At 73.5% G+C, this 19,048-nt stretch carries 18 protein-coding genes and 1 pseudogene; 9 read left to right on the plus strand and 10 right to left on the minus strand.

The annotated features are described in order from the left end of the window. Positions 1-18: 18 nt before the first annotated feature. Positions 19-1,602, minus strand: a complete 1,584-nt coding sequence (locus tag ACQUQD_RS35545; protein ID WP_428956306.1) for an alkaline phosphatase D family protein — start codon at positions 1,600-1,602, stop codon at positions 19-21. A gap of 272 nt (positions 1,603-1,874) precedes the next feature. On the opposite strand from ACQUQD_RS35545, the gene ACQUQD_RS35550 reads away from it, so the two are divergent. After that, entirely contained in the window at positions 1,875-2,291 is a 417-nt protein-coding gene (locus ACQUQD_RS35550) for a VOC family protein (protein ID WP_428956307.1), read from the plus strand. On the opposite strand, the gene ACQUQD_RS35555 is transcribed toward ACQUQD_RS35550, so the two are convergent. Then, on the minus strand, positions 2,249-3,697 hold the full coding sequence (locus tag ACQUQD_RS35555) for a PLP-dependent aminotransferase family protein (protein WP_428956308.1): 1,449 nt from the start codon (positions 3,695-3,697) through the stop codon (positions 2,249-2,251). The genes ACQUQD_RS35550 and ACQUQD_RS35555 overlap by 43 nt on opposite strands. Positions 3,698-3,793: 96 nt before the next feature. Between ACQUQD_RS35555 and ACQUQD_RS35560 the strand changes: the two are divergent. After that, positions 3,794-4,582, plus strand: a pseudogene (locus tag ACQUQD_RS35560) (DMT family transporter); the annotation flags it as partial. An 84-nt stretch (positions 4,583-4,666) separates the two neighbouring features. Here ACQUQD_RS35560 and ACQUQD_RS35565 read toward each other — a convergent pair. Continuing rightward, entirely contained in the window at positions 4,667-5,497 is an 831-nt protein-coding gene (locus ACQUQD_RS35565; RefSeq protein WP_428956309.1) for an alpha/beta fold hydrolase, read from the minus strand. Between the two features lie 219 nt (positions 5,498-5,716). Between ACQUQD_RS35565 and sigJ the strand changes: the two genes are divergently transcribed. Then, on the plus strand, positions 5,717-6,598 hold the full coding sequence (sigJ, locus tag ACQUQD_RS35570) for an RNA polymerase sigma factor SigJ (protein ID WP_428956310.1): 882 nt from the start codon (positions 5,717-5,719) through the stop codon (positions 6,596-6,598). A 278-nt stretch (positions 6,599-6,876) separates the two neighbouring features. Next, on the plus strand, positions 6,877-7,638 hold the full coding sequence (locus ACQUQD_RS35575) for a GntR family transcriptional regulator (protein ID WP_428956311.1): 762 nt from the start codon (positions 6,877-6,879) through the stop codon (positions 7,636-7,638). A 66-nt stretch (positions 7,639-7,704) separates the two neighbouring features. Here ACQUQD_RS35575 and ACQUQD_RS35580 read toward each other — a convergent pair whose 3' ends face one another. The 3 genes from ACQUQD_RS35580 to ACQUQD_RS35590 all read right to left on the minus strand — a co-directional run bounded on the left by ACQUQD_RS35580 (position 7,705) and on the right by ACQUQD_RS35590 (position 10,876). Further along, positions 7,705-8,862: an ROK family transcriptional regulator gene (locus ACQUQD_RS35580; protein WP_428956312.1), complete on the minus strand. Its 1,158-nt coding sequence runs from the start codon at positions 8,860-8,862 to the stop codon at positions 7,705-7,707. Positions 8,863-8,993: 131 nt separating this feature from the next. Next, positions 8,994-9,644 carry a response regulator transcription factor gene (locus ACQUQD_RS35585; protein ID WP_428956313.1) on the minus strand — a complete coding sequence of 217 codons (651 nt, stop codon included), beginning with the start codon at positions 9,642-9,644 and terminating at the stop codon, positions 8,994-8,996. Positions 9,645-9,658: 14 nt separating this feature from the next. Beyond that, complete coding sequence (locus tag ACQUQD_RS35590) at positions 9,659-10,876, minus strand: sensor histidine kinase (protein ID WP_428956314.1); 1,218 nt, start codon at positions 10,874-10,876, stop codon at positions 9,659-9,661. Between the two features lie 108 nt (positions 10,877-10,984). Here ACQUQD_RS35590 and ACQUQD_RS35595 point away from each other — a divergent pair, with 108 nt between their 5' ends. The 4 genes from ACQUQD_RS35595 (at position 10,985) to ACQUQD_RS35610 (ending at position 14,013) form a co-directional block, all read left to right on the plus strand. Then, positions 10,985-11,908, plus strand: a complete 924-nt coding sequence (locus tag ACQUQD_RS35595; RefSeq protein ID WP_428956315.1) for an ABC transporter ATP-binding protein — start codon at positions 10,985-10,987, stop codon at positions 11,906-11,908. Beyond that, entirely contained in the window at positions 11,905-12,645 is a 741-nt protein-coding gene (locus ACQUQD_RS35600) for an ABC transporter permease (RefSeq protein WP_428957731.1), read from the plus strand. The genes ACQUQD_RS35595 and ACQUQD_RS35600 overlap by 4 nt, the downstream gene beginning before the upstream one ends. Positions 12,646-12,689: 44 nt before the next feature. Continuing rightward, positions 12,690-13,109 (plus strand): hypothetical protein, encoded by a 420-nt coding sequence (locus ACQUQD_RS35605; protein WP_428956316.1) that lies wholly within the window; start codon positions 12,690-12,692, stop codon positions 13,107-13,109. Positions 13,110-13,206: 97 nt separating this feature from the next. Then, a complete protein-coding gene (locus ACQUQD_RS35610; RefSeq protein ID WP_428956317.1) occupies positions 13,207-14,013 on the plus strand; it encodes an SAM-dependent methyltransferase in 807 nt (268 codons plus the stop codon). On the opposite strand, the gene mug is transcribed toward ACQUQD_RS35610, so the two are convergent. Genes mug through ACQUQD_RS35625 form a run of 3 tightly spaced genes read right to left on the minus strand, consistent with a single transcriptional unit; the run spans position 14,014 to position 16,867 of the window. Continuing rightward, positions 14,014-14,577 (minus strand): G/U mismatch-specific DNA glycosylase, encoded by a 564-nt coding sequence (mug, locus tag ACQUQD_RS35615; protein ID WP_428957733.1) that lies wholly within the window; start codon positions 14,575-14,577, stop codon positions 14,014-14,016. Continuing rightward, positions 14,574-16,013 carry an adenylosuccinate lyase gene (purB, locus tag ACQUQD_RS35620; RefSeq protein ID WP_428956318.1) on the minus strand — a complete coding sequence of 480 codons (1,440 nt, stop codon included), beginning with the start codon at positions 16,011-16,013 and terminating at the stop codon, positions 14,574-14,576. Before purB ends, mug begins: the two co-directional genes overlap by 4 nt. 59 nt (positions 16,014-16,072) lie before the next feature. After that, on the minus strand, positions 16,073-16,867 hold the full coding sequence (locus tag ACQUQD_RS35625; protein WP_428956319.1) for an SGNH/GDSL hydrolase family protein: 795 nt from the start codon (positions 16,865-16,867) through the stop codon (positions 16,073-16,075). 121 nt (positions 16,868-16,988) lie between these two features. Between ACQUQD_RS35625 and ACQUQD_RS35630 the strand changes: the two genes are divergently transcribed. Further along, positions 16,989-17,273 (plus strand): holin, encoded by a 285-nt coding sequence (locus ACQUQD_RS35630; RefSeq protein ID WP_428956320.1) that lies wholly within the window; start codon positions 16,989-16,991, stop codon positions 17,271-17,273. A gap of 138 nt (positions 17,274-17,411) precedes the next feature. On the opposite strand, the gene abc-f is transcribed toward ACQUQD_RS35630, so the two are convergent. Continuing rightward, positions 17,412-19,034: a ribosomal protection-like ABC-F family protein gene (gene abc-f, locus ACQUQD_RS35635; RefSeq protein WP_428956321.1), complete on the minus strand. Its 1,623-nt coding sequence runs from the start codon at positions 19,032-19,034 to the stop codon at positions 17,412-17,414. Between the last annotated feature and the right edge of the window lie 14 nt (positions 19,035-19,048).

Consider the following 19,048-nt stretch of genomic DNA (forward strand, 5'->3'; position numbering starts at 1 on the left):
GCCTGAGAAGGGTCTCGGTCACTGTCCGACGCGGCCCGGCTGCAGGGTCCGGGAGAACAGCACGTCGCCACCCTCCTGTCGCAGCCGCACCGTCAGTTCCCCGCTGCCGCCGTCGATGTCCACCTCGCCGAAGTACGGCGGGGTCTCCGCGGGCGAGGTGTTGGCCCGCGCCGGCGCCTTGACGAACACCTGCCGCGGGCCGAACGTCCCGTCGAGCTTCACCGCCGGGAACCCGCCGGCGGCCAGCGGGCCCGAGACGAACTCCCAGAACGGCTCGAAGTCCTGGAACGCGGCGCCCGACGGCTCGTAGTGCTGCGCGGAGGTGTAGTGCACGTCGGCGGTCAGCCACAGCGTGCCGGTGATCCGCCGGTGCTTGATGTGCCGCAGCAGCTCGGCGATCTGCAGCTCCCGACCGAGCGGCGCGCCCGGGTCGCCCTGCGCCACCGCCTCGAAGTTCACCGCCTCGTCCGCCACCACGAGCCCCAGCGGCATGTCGGAGGCGATCACCTTCCACGTCGCCCGCGACCGCGACAACTCACGCTTCAGCCAAGCGAGTTGCTCGGCGCCGAGAATGCCGGTCGCGTCGTCGGCCTGCCGGTTCGGCGAGTTCGCGTTGCGGTACGTACGCATGTCGAGCACGAACACGTCGAGCAGCGGACCGTGCCGCAGGACCCGGTACACCCGCCCGTCCGCCTCGCCGGGCGCCAGCGTCGAGACGGGGAAGTACTCGCTGAACGCCCGCAGCGACCGGGCCGACAGCACGTCCGTGCTCTTCTCGGTGTAGCGCGCGTCGTCCAGGATCTGTCCCGGGTACCAGTTGTTGTGCACCTCGTGGTCGTCCCACTGCGTGAGGGTGGGGACCTGCGCGTTGAAACGGCGCACGTTCTCGTCGAGCAGGTTGTAGCGGAACGCGCCGCGGAACTCCGCGAGGGTCTCGGCGACCTTGGACTTCTCCTCGGTCGTCACATTGCGCCACACCCGCCCGTCGGGCAGCGTCACGCTGGGCAGGATCGGCCCGTCCGCGTAGATGTTGTCGCCGCTGCACAGAAAGAAGTCCGGGTTCAGGGCCCGCATGTCCTCGTAGACCCGGTAGCCGCCGCGGTCCGGGTTGATGCCCCAGCCCTGCCCCGCGATGTCCCCGGACCACAGGAACCGCACCCCGCCGCGCCGCCCCGCGGGCGCGGTGCGGAAGGTGCCCGCGACCGGCGCACCGGTACGGCGCGGGTCGTCGGGGTCGGCGAGCAGCACCCGGTAGTGGATCTGCTCGCCGGGCGGCAGCCCGCGCAGCCGCGTCGTCCCCGTGAAGTCCGTGTCGGGGCCGACCAGCGGTCCCCGCCATCTGGTCACCCGCTTGAACGACTCGGTGGCCGAGGTCTCGACGATCATCCGCGCCGGGCGGTCCGAGCGCACCCACACCAGGCCCGAGTGCGCGCTCACATCGCCGGCCTGCACACCCCAGCCCGCCTCCGGACGCCCCGACAGGGCGAACGCGGGAGCCACCGCGCCGCCGACCGAGGGCAGCGCGAGCGCCGCCGACGCGGCGAGCGAACCCCGCAGCACTCCACGGCGGCCGGGCAGGGGACTGGGCGGACGGTGGGTCATGAGCGCCTCCAGTGACGGTTCCGACGACGGTGCGGTGTCATGGACTGCGCACGACGCCGCGGAGCCACACCTACTGTCCCGCCACGGCGTGCACACGAACCCCAAGTGAACAACCGCCCCCGCCGCCATGGGAACCGGGCGCGCGGAACGAACGGCACCTCCCGGGCACCTCCAGTCCTAGGACCCGGGACCGGCGCCCACCGGTCCGCCGCCCGATGCCCGGGTGATCGCCACGCCCATAGGGTCGAGGCCTGCCGACGAAGGGACGTCCCGTGACCGCGGAGCCGCTCGCCACCGCCCACATCCGCATCGCCCGCCCGTCCGCCGACCTCGCCGCCGCCGAGGAGTTCTGGAGACACGGCCTCGGACTGAGCGTCCTGTACCGCGCCGAGGGCGGTCCCACCCCCGGCGAGCACGACCTGCTCATGCTCGGCCGGCCCGACGCCTCCTGGCATCTCGAACTCGTCCACGAACGGGCGGCGCCCGTGACGCCCCGCCCCACCGAGGAGGACCTCCTCGTCGTCTACGTCGACGGACCTGTCCCGGAGGACCTCGTGACCCGCCTCGAGGAGCACGGCGGCAAGCGCGTCATCTCGCCCAACCCGTACTGGAACGAGTGGGGCGTCACCGTCGAGGACCCCGACGGCTACCGCCTCGTGCTGTGCACGCGCGCGTGGTCCAACTCCTGAGCGGCGCCCGCCAGGAGACGGACGCCCTCGGTGATACGGGCGGGCGTCAGATGAGCGTACCCGAGCACCAGGGGCACCCTGCCGCCCGCCGGGGCGCCCCCATAGTGGCTGAGCGGGCGCACCGCCACCCCGGACGCCGCCAGCCGTGCCAGCAGGGCGTCCTGCGGGCCGCAGCGTGCGGGCAGGGTGGCGATGGCGTGCAGGCCCGCCGCGATCCCGGAGACCTCGGTGCCGGGCAGGTACGCGTCCAGGGCGGCCACCAGGGCGTCCCGCCGCTCCTTGTAGGCGCGTTGGCAGCGCCGCAGGTGCCGGTCGTGGTCCCCGCGCTCGATGAAGCGGGCCAGCACCGCCTGGTCGAGCGCCGGGTTGCCGAGATCCATGTACCGCTTGCGCGCCACCACCTCCTCGGCCAGCGCGTCCGGCACGACCAGCCAGCCCAGCCGGAGCCCCGGCGCCAGCGACTTGCTCACCGAGCCCGTATAGGCGACGTGTTCCGGGTCGAGGCCTTGCAGGGCGCCCACCGGAGCGCGGTCGTAGCGGAAGTCCCCGTCGTAGTCGTCCTCCACCACGAGCCCGCCCACCTCCCGTGCCCAGTCGAGGAGGTGAGCCCTGCGCGCGGCCGCGTACGCGATGCCCGACGGGAAGTGGTGCGAGGGAGTCGTGACCACGGCGCGCACTCCTGAGCCGCGCAGCGCCTCCATCACGAGGCCCTCGTCGTCCACGGGCAGCCGCACCGCCCGCGGCCCCGCCGTCGCGAACAGGTCCTCGTACTGCGGACTGCCGGGGCTCTCCACGCCGATGCCGCGCTGTCCGCGCGCGTGGAGCACGATCGCCAGAAGCGTCACCGCCTGCGTCACCCCGGAACAGACGACGATCCGCTCCGGGTCCGTCACCACCCCGCGGCGCCGGGCGAGCAGTTCGGCGAGGGCCGTACGCAGCCGGGGCAGACCGCGCGGATCGGGATATCCCAGCGTCCGGTGCGGCAGTTCGGCGAGCACGCCGCGCTGCGCCGCCGCCCACGCGGCCCGCGGGAACAGCGACAGGTCCGGGCTGCCCGCCACGAAGTCGGCCAGGACACCGGGGGAGGGGCGCGGGGCCAGGTCCCGCGCACCCGGAGCGGCGGCCCGCACCGCCTCGCCCACCCAGGTCCCGGCGCCGCGCCCGCTGCGCAGATAGCCCTCGGCGGTCAACTGCTCGTACGCCTCGGTGATCAGGCCGCGCGACACCCCGAGGTCGCGGGCCAGATCCCGGCTCGACGGCATCCGCGTCCCCGGCGCGAGCCGCCCGGAGCGCACCGCCGCCCGCAGCGCCGCCTGGAGCGAACGACCACGCGCGCGTGCCGGCGCCGCTGCCGCGGGCAGCAGCAACTCCCAGGCGGCGGAGGGGGGACCGGGCTGCGACGTCATACGCAGGGACCTTAATGCGACGCTCTCGATTGGTCCCCGATGACGGCCCCTCGGTGGACCCCGAACCGGACCACCGGCGCTCCTAGCGTCGACAGCATGAACGCCTCATCCCTGCGGGGCTCCCTGCTCGCCGCTCTCGCCTGCGTCCTGGTGGGCGGCTCCTTCACCGCCAACAGCGTCCTCGGCCACTACCCGTACGCGGGCGGCCAGTTCCTGCGCTACGGGACCGCCTGCCTGCTTCTCCTGCCGTTGGCCGGCCGCGGCGGCGCGGCCCCGCTGCGCCGTCTGGGAGCGCGTCGGTGGGCCCGGCTCGCGCTGCTCGCGGCCGTCGGCATGGTCGCCTTCAACCTCGCGATCCTCGCCGCGGAACGGACCGCGGAACCGGCGGTACCGGGTGTCTTCGTAGGATGCGCGCCCGTGGTCGTCGCCGTCCTGGTGCCCGCGCTGTCCGGGCGCCGGCCGCAACGGATCGTGCTCCACGGTGCGTTGCTCGTGGCGGCCGGCGCGTTCACCGTCCAGGGGTGGGGGCGTACGGACGCCGCCGGCATCGCCTTCTCCGTGTGCGCCCTCGCCGGTGAGGTCGGCTTCGCCGTGCTCGCCGTGCCGGTGCTGGCGCCGCTCGGCCCCCGGCTCCTGTCCTGCGTCGTCTGCGGGATCGCCGCACTCGAAGCGGCCCTCGTGGGGCTCCTCGCCGACGGCGCCTCCTGGCTGCGGATGCCCGACGCCGCGGAGACGGCCGCCCTGGTGTGGCAGGCCGTGATCGTCACCGTGATCGGCTTCTTGTGCTGGTACATGGGCATGCAGCGGATCGGCGCGGAGCGCGCGACGCTGTTCTCCGGGCTCATCCCGGTCGCGGCCGCATGCACCGCGCCGCTGGTCGGCTCGGGGACGTACGGCCTTGCCCAGGCGATCGGCAGCGCGCTCGTGGGCGCCGGGGTCGCCCTGGGCTCGGGCGTGTTCAGCCGCCGGTCAGCTGCTGGTGTCGAGGATGACGCGGGCCACGAGCGCCGGGTCGTCGTTCATCGGCACATGACCGCAGCCGGGCAGCCGGACCAGGCGCGCGCCGGGGACGACCCGCTTGGCGCGGACGCCCTGACGGCGGACGAGGAGACGGTCGCGCGAGCCCCAGGCGATGGTGACGGGGATCTCGGGGACGTCGTCGCGGAAGAGCACGCTCCGGCCCGCCTCCAGCGTCTCGCGGAACCCGGTCGCGTCACGCAGCGCCAGCGTCTCGGCGACCACCGCCTCGGGTGAACGGCGCCCGGGGCGCGCGTAGATGGTCCCCGTGAGCGCGGCCCGCCCCGCCGCCGACCGGGACAGCCGCTCGACCAGGGGCAGCGGCATCGCCCGCGCGCCCTGCCGCATCGCGAGCAGCGTTCCGAAGGCGTAGCGGCGCTCGGCCTCGGTCCAGAAACCGGCCGGGGACAGCGCGGTGACGGACCGTACGAGCTTCTCGCGGCCCAGCTCCAGGGCGAGCAGCCCGCCCAGGGAGTTGCCCGCGACGTGCGGCCGGTCGATCTCGAGCTCACGGCAGAACGCGTCCAGGACCGGCACCACGCTCGACAGGTCGTAGGCCAGGCCCTCCGGCAGCGCGGGAGACGTCCCGAACCCCGGGAGATCCACGGCGATCACGTCGCGCTCCGCCGCCAGGATCTGCAGCACCGGCTGCCAGGCCTGCCAGTGATGGCCGATCCCGTGCAGCAGGAGAAGGGGTTCCCCGGCGCCCGTGCGCTCGTACGCGACCGCCACCCGGCGCGGTCCGCCGGGGCTGTCGATGGTGAAGGACGCCTGCTCCGTCATGTCGCTCGCTCCCTGTCCCCGCCACGCCTCGACGGTTCCTTAGACTCCTTGTCAGCAACAATTACCGCTGAGTAGCGTCCAGTTCAAGAGGGGGAGCGAAACCCCTGACCGTGCGCACCGGCCGGGTGAGGCCGACTTCGGGGCCCGCCCGCCCGTTCTCCGGGCGGAGGTGCCGGTGCCGCCTGGACAGACGCTGTTCGGTCGGCTGGGATGGAGGGCGTGGCCACCGATTTCGCGAGCGACGTCTTCGAAGAGCATCGCCCCGTCCTGATGGGCGTGGCCTACCGCATGCTGGGCCGTGTGGCCGACGCCGAGGACGTGGTCCAGGACGCGTGGCTGCGCTGGTCCCGGGCCGACCGGGACGAGGTGCGCGAACCGCGCGCCTACCTGGTGCGCATCACCACCCGCCTCGCCGTCGACCGACTGCGTCAGGCCCAGGCCCGGCGCGAGTCCTACGTCGGTCCGTGGCTGCCCGAACCGCTCGTCACCGACTTCGGTCCCACCGTCCCCGACACCGCCGAACGCGCCGTGCTCGCGGACTCCGTGTCGCTCGCCGTCCTCGTCGTCCTGGAGTCGCTCTCGCCGCTGGAGCGCGCCGTCTTCGTGCTGCGCGAGGCGTTCGGCCTGCCCTTCGGCGAGATCGCGGCGACACTGGAGCGCGGTGAGCCCGCCGTGCGCCAACTGGCCGCCCGGGCGCGCAAACACGTCGAGGAGAAGCGCCCCCGCTTCGACGTCGACCCGGCGCAGCAGCGCGATCTCACCGAGCGGTTCCTCGCCGCCGCGACCGAGGGCGACCTCGACGGCCTCATGGCCCTGCTCGCCCCGGACGCGCGCCTCGTCGGCGACAGCGGCGGCAAGTCCAAGGCGCCCGTGCGCGTCATCGAGACCGCCGACAAGGTGGGCCGCCTCGTCACGGGCGCCGTGCGGCAAGGGGGTGCCGTGGGACTCGAGTTCCGTGCCGTGGAGATCAACGGCGGCCCCGGGCTTCTGGTCCTCTCCGAGGGCAAGGCCGACTCCGTCATCCAGCTCGGCATCTCCGCGGGCAGGATTCAGTACGTCTATATCGTGCGCAACCCGGACAAGCTCCAGTCGCTTCTGTAGGCATCCCCGCACGAATCACCGGAAGTTGGGCCCGCTCCCGCACGACCGCGGTGGGCGGGCCCTTCCGTGTGCCGTCGAGTGCCGTGCGAACGCCGGATGAACGGATTGCTGCCCTCCATGAATGCTCTGCGGCAGGGCCCCTGTGCGGGCGGTAACCGATCGAGGATTGGTCTTGACCAAGCCCCGGGGCGGCCCTACTCTCGCAGAGATAGTGCAGGAACCTTTAATAAACAAGGGCGCTAAAAAGCCGCCGGGGCACGGCTGTTGCGGAGGACAGGGTGGGGACCACGCAGTTGGAAGCGGCACCGGAGCCGAAGTACTGGCACCTGAAGACCGTGCTCAGTGAGGCGCTCGACTCCGAGTTCACCGTCGGGGAGATCCTGCCGAACGAGCGAGACCTCGCGGCCCGCTTCGGCGTCGCCCGGGCCACGCTCCGCCAGGCGCTCGAACAGCTCGAACTCGAAGGCCGGCTGCAGCGCCGCCGCGGCGTCGGCACCACCGTCGCGCCGCCTCGGATGGGTGTCGCCGTCGCCGCCACCGACCAGGACTGGCCGGGCGCCAGCGGGGACGCGTGGCAGGCCGTCGACTGCGCCCCGGACGTGCCGCCGGCCGCCGTCGCCGCCATGCTGGAGACCGCTCCGGGCGAGACCGTGCACGTGCTGCGCCGTACGCGCGTCTCGCACGGGCAGTCGGTCGCGGCCGAGCTGCTCTACGTGCCGTCGGCCTCGGTGCCCGACCTGACCGCCATAGACGCGCCCTCCGGCGCCGCACGCGCGCGTGCCGTCCTGCGCGAGCTGCACCGCTTCGGCCTCGACGGCCAGGACCGCGCGGTCGAGCTGGGCTCGGCCCGCGCCGACGACGCGAAGGAACTGGACCGCCTCCCGGGCGCCCCGGTCCTCGTCGTCACGACCCGCTACTTCAGCGAGGGCGTCACGGCCGCCGTGTCCCTGGCGACTTACCGGGCGGACACCTGCCGTCTCACCTTCGGCGACACGACCGGCGTGGAGATCCACCACACCCCGCAGACGCGCGCGTCCTGACCCTTCGCAGGGACGTCTGGCGCGGTCGGCAGACCGCGGACCGGGGCGCCGTGCAAGGCGCCCCCGTCACCGGCGGGCCGTGACCGTCCCCTCCGTGGCGAAGAGCTGCTCCTCCACGTGATCCAGGGCGAGCCGCAGGGCCCCGGTGGCCACCGCCGCCTCGCCCAGCAACGACAGGGCCACGCGCGGCGGCCGCAGGCAGTACCGCTCCAGTTCGCGCCGCAGCGGATCGAGGACGCCGTCGAGTCCGGCGGCCCAGCCGCCGACCACGACGAGCTCCGGGTCCACGGCCAGCACCAGCGCGGCGACATCGTGCACGAGCCGCTGAATGAACCGCTCCATCGCGGCGCCGGCCCGCTCGTCGCCCTCCCGGGCCAGTGCGAACACCTTCGCCACGGCCTGCTCGTCCAGCGGATGCAGCGGCTCGTCGGTCGTCGACAGCAGCGTCTCCGGGCGCACCTCACGGCCCAGCAGGTGCAACGCCCCGATCTCCCCGGCCGCGCCCCCGTACCCGCGGTGCAGCCGCCCGCCGATCAGCGAACCGGCCCCGGGGCTGAGCCCCGCCATCACGAACACCATGTCGTCCGATTCGACGCCGGCGCCCTTCCAGTGCTCGGCGACGGCCGCGGTGTTGGCGTCGTTCTCCACGATCACCGGGCACTTGAAGGAGCGCCGCAGCCGCTCGCCCAGCGGCAGTCCGGTCCACCCCGGCAGTGCCGTGCCGAGGCGTACCGTGCCGTCGGCCTCCACGATGCCCGGGCTGCCCACACCGACCGCGCGCAGCGAACTGCGCGCCACCCCCGCGCGCCGCAGCAGATCCGCGACGGTCCCGCGCAGCCGCTCGATGCGCTCCTCCGCGGGCGCGGTCTCGTCGACGGACTTCGACGCCGAGCCGAGGATCCTGCCGTCGAGCGCCGAGAGCACCGCGGCGACCCGGTGCGGCCCGATCTCCAGGCCCAGCAGATGCCCCGCCTCGGCCCGGAAGCGGAACTTCCGTGCGGGCCGTCCCTGGCGCCGCGCGCCCGGCTCCGCGACAGCGGTCTCCACGACCAGGCCGGCCTCGATGAGCCCTTCGACGACGCCCTCGACGGTCGGCCGTGACAGGCCCGTCACCCGGGTGATCTCGGTGAGCGTCGCGAAATCCGTGGAGCGCAGCGCATGCAGCACCACTGCGGAATTGATCCGCCTGAGCAGAGAGGGATCCCCGCCGGTCAGCTGCCCCAACGTCCGTCCTCCCAGCAGTTGTGCGTGTTCGCCGGATGGTACTCGTCAGGGACCGCACCGGCGAGAGTCGGGTGCACTTCTGTGGACTCGACTGCTCACCCGGGCGATCACCGAAACGGACGGAACGGACCTCAGGCCGGCGCGACGAAACCGGATTCGTACGCGGCGATCACCGCCTGGGTCCGATCGCGGGCCCCGAGCTTGGCGAGCACGGCGCTGACATGCGACTTGACCGTCTCGGTGCCGACCACGAGATCCGCGGCGATCTCCGCGTTCGAGCGGCCCCGCGCCATCAGCCGCAGCACCGCCGCCTCGCGCTCGGTCAGCGCGGCCCGCTCCATCGCGGCCCGGGCCGACGCGTTGCCGTACGAGGCCGCCAGTTTCCGCACCGCCGCCGGAAAGAGGAGGGACTCACCGGCCGCGACGAGCCGCACCGCGTGCACGATCTCGGCGGGCCGCGCCCGCTTCAGCAGAAACCCGTCGGCGCCCGCGCGCAGCGCCCCGTACACGTACTCGTCGTTCTCGAAGGTCGTGATGACGAGGATCTTCGGCGGCCGGTCCACGGCGCGCAGCACCGCGCGCGTGGCCTCGATCCCGTCGAGCAGCGGCATCCGTACGTCCATCGCGACGACATCGGGCCGCAGTTCACGCACCAGCGGGATCACCGCCGCGCCGTCGGCCGCCTCACCCACCACCTCGATGTCCGGCTGGGCCTCCAGCACGGCGCGCAGACCGGCGCGGACCAGGGGTTCGTCGTCGACGAGAAGCACGGTGAGCGGCACGCGGCCAGCCTAGGTCACCCCACCGGCAGGTCGACGTGCACCTGCCATTCCTCCCCGACCGGTCCGGTGCGTGCCCGCCCGCCCAGCAGCGCGGCCCGCTCCCGCATCCCGCGCAGCCCGCTCCCCGTGCCGCCGGTTCCGGAGCCCGCCCCCGCGGGCAGGTCGTTGCGCACGTCCAGGGTCAGCCGCCCGCCGGCCACGGTGAGCGCGACCCGGACCGGGACGGTGCCGCAGTGCCGCAGGACGTTCGTGAGCGCCTCCTGAAGGATCCGGTAGCCCTCCCGCGAGACCGGCCCCGGCACCGTCTCCAGCGGGCCGCACACCGTCACGTCGACCTTCGCGCCCGAGGCCCGCGCCGAGTCGAGCAGCCGGTCCGCGTCCTGGAGCGTGGGCCGGGCGCCCACCGGCTGCTCCGCCTCCCGCAGCACCACCAGGACCCGCTCCAGGTCCTCCAGAGCGGCCCGGCCGGTCTCCTCGATGGCGTCCAGCGCGCGGTCCGTGAACGCCGGATCGCCCGCCGCCCGCGCCGCGCCCGCCTGCACCACCGCGACCGTCAGCGCGTGCCCGATGGAGTCGTGCAGCTCCCGCGCGATGCGATTGCGCTCCAGCAACTGCTCGGTGCGCTCCTCCAGCGCCGCGAGCCGCTCGGCCGCGGAGGGGCCGAGCAGCATGAGGGCGGCCCGCGCCATCAGCCGTCCCGAGCCCTCCACCACGTACAACAGGGCGAGCAGCACGACCGGGACGAGCAGCGCGCACCACCAGCCCCGGTCGGGCAGCGGCAGCGGCGACACCGTGCCCGCCGGCTGCCCCGTCGCGGCGCCCACCGACTCCAGCACGATCGCCATCAGCTGGCTCGTCGCGAGTGCCACCGAGAGGCCCAGGAACAGACGCAGCACCAGCCACACCGCCGTCCTGCCCCGGTCCCGCCACGACGCCGACGGGGCGACCGAGATGCCGCGCTCCGCGCCGTCGCCCGCCACGCGCGCGTGCCCGCCGGGAAACAGCATGAGCCGCGCCTGCAGCCCCTCCGCGCGCCGGACCGCCGGCACCAGGCCCACCAGCACGAGCACCGGCACCGGAACGGCATAGACGAGCGCCCAGTTCCCCACCGTGGGGGACGACAGCCCCGGATAGATCGCACCGCACACGAAGGCGAACACCGAGGCGCACAGCAGGTGCAGCCAGCGGGTGTAGGTCACGGCGCGGACCAGCGGTCTCAGGAGGCGTGGCATGCGGCCATCGTGCCAGCCGCCCCGGCGTCGACGGCTCCCCCGCGTGGGGGAGAGGGAGCCCACCGGCGGGGGAGGACCGAAGCCCCGCCCACAGGCCAGGCTGATGTCATGACCAGCATCGACGTCCAGGACCTCATCAAGGAGTACGGCACGACGCGCGCCGTGGACCGGCTGACCTTCCGGGTCGAGCCCGGCCGCGTCACCGGATTCCTCGGCCCGAACGGCGCCGGCAAGTCCACCACCATGCGCCTCGCCCTCGGCCTCGACCGCCCCACCTTCGGGCAGGTGCTCATCGGTGGCCGCCCCTATGCGTCGTACGACGAACCACTGCGCCTGGTGGGCGCGTTGCTCGACCCGCAGGCCGCCCACGGCGCCCGCACCGCGCGCGACCACCTCCGGGTGCTCGCCGCCGCCAACCGCATCCCCGTGCGGCGCGTCGACGACGTGCTCGAACAGGCCGGGATCGCTGCGGTGGCCGGCCGCCGCGTGAAGACGTTCTCGCTCGGGATGCGTCAGCGCCTCGGCATCGCTGCGGCGCTGCTCGGCGACCCCGCCGTGGTCCTCCTCGACGAGCCGTCCAACGGGCTCGACCCCGAAGGCATCGTCTGGATCAGGGAGTTGATGCGCGGCCTCGCACGCGCGGGACGCACCGTCCTGGTCTCCAGCCACCTCATGAACGAGACCGCGACCTTCGCCGACCACCTCGTCGTCCTCGGCCGCGGGCGGCTGCTCGCCGACACCTCGATGCCCGACTTCATCGCCACCCACAGCACCCGCCGGGTCCGCGTGCGCACCACCGAACCCGACCGGCTGCGCGCCGCGCTCGCGCGCGCGGGCCACCCGGTCGCACCCACGGACGACGGCCGCCTCACCGTCACCGGTGCCACCGCCGCCGATGTGGGTGCCCTGGCCGCGGCCGACGGCATCCCCGTGCTCGAACTCGCCGATGAACAGGGTTCGTTGGAAGAGGCCTACCTCGCCCTCACCGCCGCGGACGCCGAGTTCGCCGCCACGCCCCTCCAGGAGGCCTGACCGTGTCCACCACCGCCGTACTGCACTCCGAGTGGATCAAGATCAGATCGCTGCGCGGCAGCCTCGGCTCGCTCCTCGCCGTGTTCGTGGCCACCGTCGCGATCACGGCTCTCGTGTCCGCCACCGTCGGCCGCGCCGAGGCCGACAACGGGGACGACCCGCTCTTCGGCGCCTTCTACGCCCTCAACTTCGGCCAGATCGCGGCCCTCGCCTTCGGCGCCACCGCCGTCTCCGGCGAGTACCTCAACGGCGCGCTGCGGTTGTCGCTCGCCGCCGTCCCCGACCGCACCCTCTTCTACGGCGCGAAGATGGCGGTCGTGGGCGGCAGCGCGCTGGTCACGGGCACCGCCACGTCCTTCACGGCGTTCCTCGCCGGGCAGGCGTTCCTCGGGACCGACGCGCTCGGCCTCGACGACCCGGGCGCGCTGCGGGCCTGCGCCGGCGGCGGTCTGTACCTCGCGCTGATGGCACTGCTCGCGGCGGGACTCACGGCCGTACTGCGCAGCGCCGTCGTCGTGTTGAGCATTCTCGTGCCGTTCCTGCTGATCGTGTCGTTCGTCGTCGGCGACGTCGCGGGATCGGCCGCCGACTTCCTGCCCGACCACGCCGGCCAACAGGTCCTGCGCCAGGACCCCGTGGGCGCTCTCGGCCCCTGGACCGGACTCGCCGTGGCCGCGCTGTGGTCCGCGGCCGCTGTCCTCGCCGGCTGGTGGACGGTGCGCCGCAGGGACGCCTGACGGTCGGTCGGCCCGTTGTCAGTGGCGGCCGCTTTACTGGAGGCATGAACACCGCGGAGCAACTCGCGACGATCGACCTGCTGCGGGCCGCCCCCTTCCCGGCCGAGCACGGCAGGTCCGCCGTGGGCTGGGGCGGGCCCGGGTTCGTGACGGCGGAGCTGACCGAGCGGGACGGGCCGCGCGACGTGGCGGAGGCCCAGGCGGACGCGGACCGCGACGGCCTGTCCGCGCTGCTCACCGCGCGCTGGGGAGAGCCGTACCGGTTCAGTCTGTGGAGCGTCCACACCCGGGCGCTGGAGCACGGCGAGGAGATACCCGAGCCCTGGGGCTGGCTCAGCGCCAGCGCCCAGGACGTCCATCTGTGGAGCGCCGACGAGCGATGGGTGGCCCTCGCCGTGTCCCACCAGGGTGACGACCAGCCGTACCAACTGCTCGCCGTGATCACGGATGTCGCCCCTCCGTAGCCCCCCAGTGGCACACATGTGCGGAACTCCCGTGCCACCATGGGATCTTGAGCCCGGCCTGGAGCCCACCGGCCGCACACCGCACGAAGGAGAGCACATGAGCGACGACAGCGCGCAGCAGCCGGGGGAGCGGATCGCCAGCCACATCGCGCACAACGCCCGTGTGTGGAACTACTGGCTGGGCGGCAAGGACCACTACGAGGTGGACGAGAAGGTCGGCGACATGGTGACGTCCATGTACCCGAGCATCGGCGAGGTCGCCCGCGCCGACCGCGCCTTCCTGGGCCGCGCCGTCGGCTTCCTCGCCGGGGAGGCGGGCATCCGCCAGTTCCTCGACGTCGGCACGGGCCTGCCCACCGTGGACAACACGCACGAGGTGGCCCAGCGCATCGCGCCCGACGCCCGCATCGTCTACGTCGACAACGACCCGATCGTGCTCACCCACGCGCGCGCCCTGCTCACCAGCTCCGCCGAGGGCGCCACCAGCTACGTGGACGCGGACGCGCGCGACCCGCGGGCGATCGTGGAGGCCGCGTCCGAGACCCTCGACTTCGACCGGCCCGTCGCGGTCATGCTCCTCGGCATCCTGAACTTCGTCCTCGACACCGAGGAGGCCGCGGCCATCGTGCGCCGCCTCGTCGACGCGATCCCCTCGGGCAGCTACGTCGTCCTGACCCACCCGACGCTGGAACTGGGCGGGGAGGGCAACGAGGCGGCGATGAAGTTCTGGAACGAGAACGCGACACCTCCGATCACCGCCCGCACCGGCGCCGAGGTCACCGCGTTCCTCGACGGCCTGGAGATCGTCGAGCCCGGTCTCGTCTCGTGCGCCCGCTGGCGCACCGAAGGCACCGAAGAAGGGCCGCTGGTCGCCCAGTTCGGGATCGTGGCCCGCAAGCCGTAGCTAGCGCCCCGGCAGGTCGGGGGAGGACGCCGCGACGCGCAGCCGGGCGAACTCCTCCGCCATCGTCGCCGCCGTCCAATGCGCGTTCAGGCCGCTGGGGTTGGGCAGCGCCCACACCCGGGCGCCCCCGACCGTCCGCTCCTGCGGCCCGATCCGCGCCTTCGGCTCGCCGAAGGCCGCCCGGTACGCGGTCACGCCCACCACGGCGAGCCACGCCGGCCGCAGCCCCGCGACCTTCTCCTCCAGCAGACGGCCGCCCTCGCGGTACTCCTCGGCGCTCAGCTCGTCCGCGCGCGCCGTGGCCCGCGCGACCACGTTCGTGATGCCGAGCCCGTACGACAGCAGTTCCTCCTGCTCGGCGGGCTTGAGCTGCCGGGGTGTGAACCCGGACAGATGCAGCACCGGCCAGAAGCGATTGCCGGGCCGCGCGAAGTGATGCCCGGTCGCCGCCGTCATCAGACCGGGGTTGATCCCGCAGAACAGCACGGAGAGGCCGCTCGCGACGACGTCCGGAACCGGACGGTCACGAGCGGCCTCCAGGTCCGCGCGGGTCAGCCGGGTCAGAGGATCGCCCCGGGCGTGTAGCCGGCCGCCTCCGGGTGCTGCTTCACGATCTCCTCGACGCGGGCCACGATCTGCGCCACCTGACCGGCGGCCGCACCGGTGAACGACAGCTTGTCCGCCATCAGTTCGTCGAGCTGCGCACGGTCCAGCGGGATACGGGAGTCGGCCGCCAGCTTGTCGAGCAGCTCGTTGCGCTCGGCGCCCTGCTCGCGCATCGCGAGCGCCGAGGCGACCGCGTTCTCCTTGATGGCCTCGTGGGCCTCCTCGCGGCCGACGCCCGCGCGCACCGACGCCATGAGCACCTTCGTGGTGGCGAGGAACGGCAGGTAGCGGTCCAGCTCACGGGCGACGACGGCCGGGAACGCGCCGAACTCGTCGAGGACCGTCAGGAACGTCTCCAGCAGACCGTCGAGCGCGAAGAACGCGTCCGGCAGCGCGACACGGCGCACCACCGAGCAGGACACGTCGCCCTCGTTCCACTGGTCGCCCGCCAGCTCGCCGGTCATCGACGCGTAGCCGCGCAGGATGACCATCAGGCCGTTGACGCGCTCGCAGGAGCGGGTGTTCATCTTGTGCGGCATCGCCGACGAGCCGACCTGGCCCGGCTTGAAGCCCTCGGTGACCAGCTCGTGCCCGGCCATCAGCCGGATCGTCTTGGCGGTCGACGAGGGCGCCGCGGCCAGCTGCACCAGCGCGGTGACGACCTCGTAGTCGAGCGAGCGCGGGTAGACCTGGCCGACCGACGTGAACGCCTGCGAGAAGCCCAGGTGCGCGGCGATCCGCTGCTCCAGGTCCGCCAGCTTGTCGGCGTCGCCGCCCAGCAGGTCGAGCATGTCCTGAGCGGTGCCGACCGGGCCCTTGATGCCGCGCAGCGGGTAGCGGGTCAGCAGCTCCTCGATCCGGCCGTACGCGACGAGCAGCTCGTCGGTGGCGGTCGCGAAGCGCTTGCCCAGCGTCGTGGCCTGCGCGGCGACGTTGTGCGAGCGGCCCGCCACGACCAGCTCGCCGTACTCGCCGGCCAGCTTGGCGAGGCGCGCGAGGACGGCGACGCTGCGGTCGCGCACCAGCTCCAGGGAGAGCCGGATCTGCAGCTGCTCGACGTTCTCCGTCAGGTCGCGGGACGTCATGCCCTTGTGGACCTGCTCGTGCCCGGCGAGCGCGTTGAACTCCTCGATCCGGGCCTTCACGTCGTGCCGCGTGACCTTCTCGCGCTCGGCGATCGACGCCAGGTCGACCTGGTCGAGCACCCGCTCGTAGTCGGCGATCGCGGCGTCCGGCACCTCGATCCCGAGGTCCTTCTGGGCCTTCAGCACGGCGAGCCAGAGCCGGCGCTCCAGCTTCACCTTCTCCTCCGGCGACCAGAGGGTGGCGAGCTCGGCGGAGGCGTAGCGTCCGGCGAGAACGTTCGGGATACGGGGCTTGGCAGGCGCAGTCACGTGTACGGATTCTACTGGCGATTCGTGCAGGTCGACGCCACGGGCCCGTTCGTTCGAAGCTACGAGGACCGCTCGCTCGTCCCGTCCTGCTCATAGGGCACCAGCTCGGGACGCTTCGGCGGACGGCCGTCGCCCGAGGAGCGGCCGGTCAGCCGGCGGCCGATCCAGGGGCCCAGGTGCTGCTTGGCGAAGCGGGCGTCGGCCACGCGGCGCGCCACCCAGTGGGGCGGTACCGCCGGCGGCAGCACGGCCTGCCAGTCGGACTCCGCCTCGCCGCCGAGGGCCTGCCACACCGCTTCGGCGATCCGCCGGTGGCCCTCCGCCGTCGGGTGCAGCCGGTCCACGTCCCACATGCGCTGGTCGGCCAGGACCGGCGACCCGTACAGGTCGACGACCAGGGCGCCGTGCTTCGCCGCGAGGTCGTCGATGCACGCGTACAGCTCTTCCATGCGGGGCCGGAAGCGCTGCAGCACGGGGCCGTTGCGCCCGGGGCTGTGCATCAGGACGAGCTGCTCGCAGGACGGGGCGAGCCTCTCGACGGCCTCGGTGAGCAGGTCCCGCACCCGGACCATGTCGCACTTGGGGCGCAGCGTGTCGTTGAGCCCTCCGACGAGCGTCACGACGTCGGCCTTCATGGCGGCGGCCACGTCGACCTGCTCGTCGACGATCTGTCCGATGAGCTTGCCGCGCACGGCGAGGTTCGCGTAGCGGAAGCCGGGGCTCTGTGCCGCCATGCGGCCGGCCAGCAGGTCGGCCCAGCCGCGGTAGGAACCGTCGGGCAGGAGATCCGACATGCCCTCGGTGAAGGAGTCGCCGACCGCGACAAGACTGGTGTATTTGGCATTCATCTGCATGGCGCCTGAGATCGTATCCCGGCCGGTGAGCGGCTGCCCGCGCGGCAGGTCCGGGCAGCGGTTTCCGTCGGCGGCGTGCCGGGAACAGACACCGCAGCATCACGTCACGGGGGAGTACGCCATGTGGACCGGTTCCTTCTGGAAGGCCACCGCGGAGCGCGCCATCAGAACCTTCGCCCAGGCCCTGGCCGCCGTCCTCGTGGCCGGGGCGACGAACCTGCTGGACGTCGACTGGGCCGCGGCGCTCGGCACGGCCGGTCTCGCCGCGGTGCTCGCCGTGCTCACCGCGGTCGGCACCGCGGGCGTCGGGCCGCACGGCCCCGGGATCCTGGAGGCGCCCACCCCGAGCACGGCAGCGGCGCCCGCCACCGGCGAACCGGCCGCGACCGGCGAACAGGCCGCCTGACCCGCAAGGACCTCAAGGACCTCAAGGACCTCAAGGACATCGGGGACATCAAGAACCCTCAGGGCCGCAGAAGCTCAACGCCTCAAGAGCTCAGCGTCTCAGAAGCTCAGCGCCTCACGACGTCACCGGCACAGCCGCTCAAGGCCGCACCTCCCCGTCCGTCACCCGCACCCGCTGCCCGGCGAACCGCTCCCGCAGCCTGCGGTCGTGCGAGACCACGACGAGGGTGCCCGCGTACCCGGCGAGCGCCGCGTCGAGGTCCTCGACGAGCGCGGGGGAGACGTGGTTCGTCGGCTCGTCCAGGAGCAGCAGGTCGGTGGGGCGGGTGACCAGCCGCGCCAGGTCGAGCCGGCGCCGCTGCCCGACGGACAGCCCCCGCACCGGCACGGCCAGGTCCTCCTCGCGGAACAGGCCCAGCGCGAGCAGTCGCCCGGCGTGGTCCTCGGGCAGCCCGCCGAGCCCGGCCGCGAACGCGTCGAGCAACGGCAGCCCCGAACCGTGGTGCGCGACCTCCTGCGGCAGGTAGCCGATGCGCGGCGGGAGCCGGAGCGTGCCGCGATCCGGGGCGAGGCGGCCCGCGAGCAGGGCGAGGAGCGTCGACTTGCCTGCCCCGTTCGGCCCGGTCACCAGCGTCCGTGACCCCGGGGCGAGCGACAGCCGTTCCACCGTGAGCCGCCCCTCGACCACGGCGTCCGTCACGTCGACGGAGCCCAGGAACGGGTGGTCGCCGCCCTCCAGGGCCCCGTCGCCGACCGTGAAGCGCAGCGGGTCGGGCGGCCTCGGCACCGGCTCGGCCCGCAGCCGCCGCAGCCGCTCGCGCGCGTTGCGCACGACGCCCGACACCTGGCCCTCCACGGACCGCTGGTGCTTGGAGAACTTGGCGAACGAGCTGCTGTCCCGCATCCGCCAGCCGCTCGACAGACGTGCGGAGGTGTCCTCGGCGATCCGCTCCTGCCGCTCGACCTCCTCGCGCCACTCCCGGTAGCGCTCCTCCCAGCGGTTGCGCAGCGCGGTCCGCTGCTCCAGATAGCCGTGCCAGCCGTTGCCGTAGCGAGCCACCGAGCGGCGGTCGCCGTCGACCTCGACGATCGCACCGGCCACCCGGTCGAGGAAGACCCGGTCGTGGGTGACGGCGACGACGGTGCCGCGATGCGCGCGCAGCCGGTCCTCCAGCCAGCTCAGCGCCTGGTCGTCCAGGTGGTTCGTCGGCTCGTCCAGGAGCAGCAGCTCGGGCCGCGGGGCGAGGACGCAGGCCAGCGCGAGCCGCGCCGCCTCCCCGCCCGACAGCGAGCCGAGCGTGCGCGAGCGGTCGAGGTGCGCGGCGCCGAGACCGTGCAGGGCGGCCTCGACCCGGGCGTCGGCGCGGTAGCCGTCGCGCGCCTCGAAGGCCGCCACCAGATCGGCGTACGCGGCGAGGCGGGCGCCGTCGGCGGAGCCGAGCGAGGCCTCGGCCGCCCTGATCCGCCGCTCCAGGTCGCGCAGCCCGGCGAGCGCGTGGTCGACGGCGTCCCGCACCGTCGCGTCGGGCGGCAACGGCGCTGTCTGCGCCAGGTAGCCGGTGCCGCCGTCCGCGACGACGCGCACCTCGCCCTCCGCCGGGATCAGTTCGCCCGCCACCAGCCGCAGCAGTGTCGATTTGCCCGAGCCGTTCTCGCCGATGACCCCGACCTTCTCGCCGGGGCGCACCGACAGGGACACCCGGTCGAGCACGGGCCGGTCCGGATAGCCGTACGACACGTCCTTCACCACGAGCTGACTCATCGGGCCCCCTGAGA

Origin of the sequence: Streptomyces sp. cg35 (assembly GCF_050410835.1) — a bacterium.
Lineage (GTDB): Bacteria > Actinomycetota > Actinomycetes > Streptomycetales > Streptomycetaceae > Streptomyces.